Below are 731 nucleotides of genomic sequence, written 5' to 3'. Positions count from 1 at the left end.
GGGTGTCGGCGCCCGGCCCGCCATAGAGCCCGTCGTCGCCCGCGCCCGCCGTGAACCGGCCGTCGCCGGCGTCGCCGATGTAGAGCTGCGAGCCGTCGGCCATGACGAGGCCGCCGGTCTTGGAAAGCTGCACCAGCTCGGTGGAGAAGGCGACCGTGCGGCCCTCGTAGGTCACGAAGATCCGCGGGACCTCCGGCGTCAGGGAGAGGGGATCGTACGACTGGTAGCTGACGCTGACCGTCCGCCCCGGCCCGCCGTTGAAGGTCAGGGTGTCCCCTGCCTTGATGGCCAGCGCCTGTTCGGCCGTGATGGTGTCGAAAGCGTACTCGAGCAAGCGCTGGCTCCGCGTCCTGGTGGGACGCCTGAAATCGCCCAAGTTGCGTAAAAACGCAACTTACAAAAAGTGGAATGCGATGAGCGGCGGATGGCGCGCGTGGCGCGTCCTGGCCCTTCCGCCGATGTCACGCGCCGCATACGGTGGTCGTTACCTGCGAAAATGCAACGACACATTGTGGCCGTTGCGGTCGAAAAGCCGAGCGGATCGGCCGCCAAGGTCGTCCGTGGCCGCCGAAGGCCGATGAGGAGAGTTGCATGAAGTCGTTGTTCGCCGGACCGATCGTCTTGGCCGCCGTGGCGGGCGTCGCGGGCGTCGCCGAGGCGCAGGTCGCCTCGCCCGGCCTCTACGGTTCCGTCGGCTACAACCGAAAGTCCGACAGCGACCTGAGCACGGT

1 protein-coding gene is annotated in these 731 nt (G+C 67.4%); it reads right to left on the bottom strand.

Features of this window, described 5'->3' with window-relative positions; genetic code table 11:
- A partial coding sequence (locus AX721_RS15445; RefSeq protein ID WP_197422602.1) for a hypothetical protein occupies window positions 1–334 on the bottom strand: 334 nt, incomplete at its 3' end.
- Between the last annotated feature and the right edge of the window lie 397 nt (window positions 335–731).

The sequence above is a fragment of the Phenylobacterium sp. CCH9-H3 genome (genome assembly GCF_001557235.1).
GTDB lineage: Bacteria > Pseudomonadota > Alphaproteobacteria > Caulobacterales > Caulobacteraceae > Phenylobacterium.
This window is presented reverse-complemented; position numbering and strand designations above follow the sequence as displayed.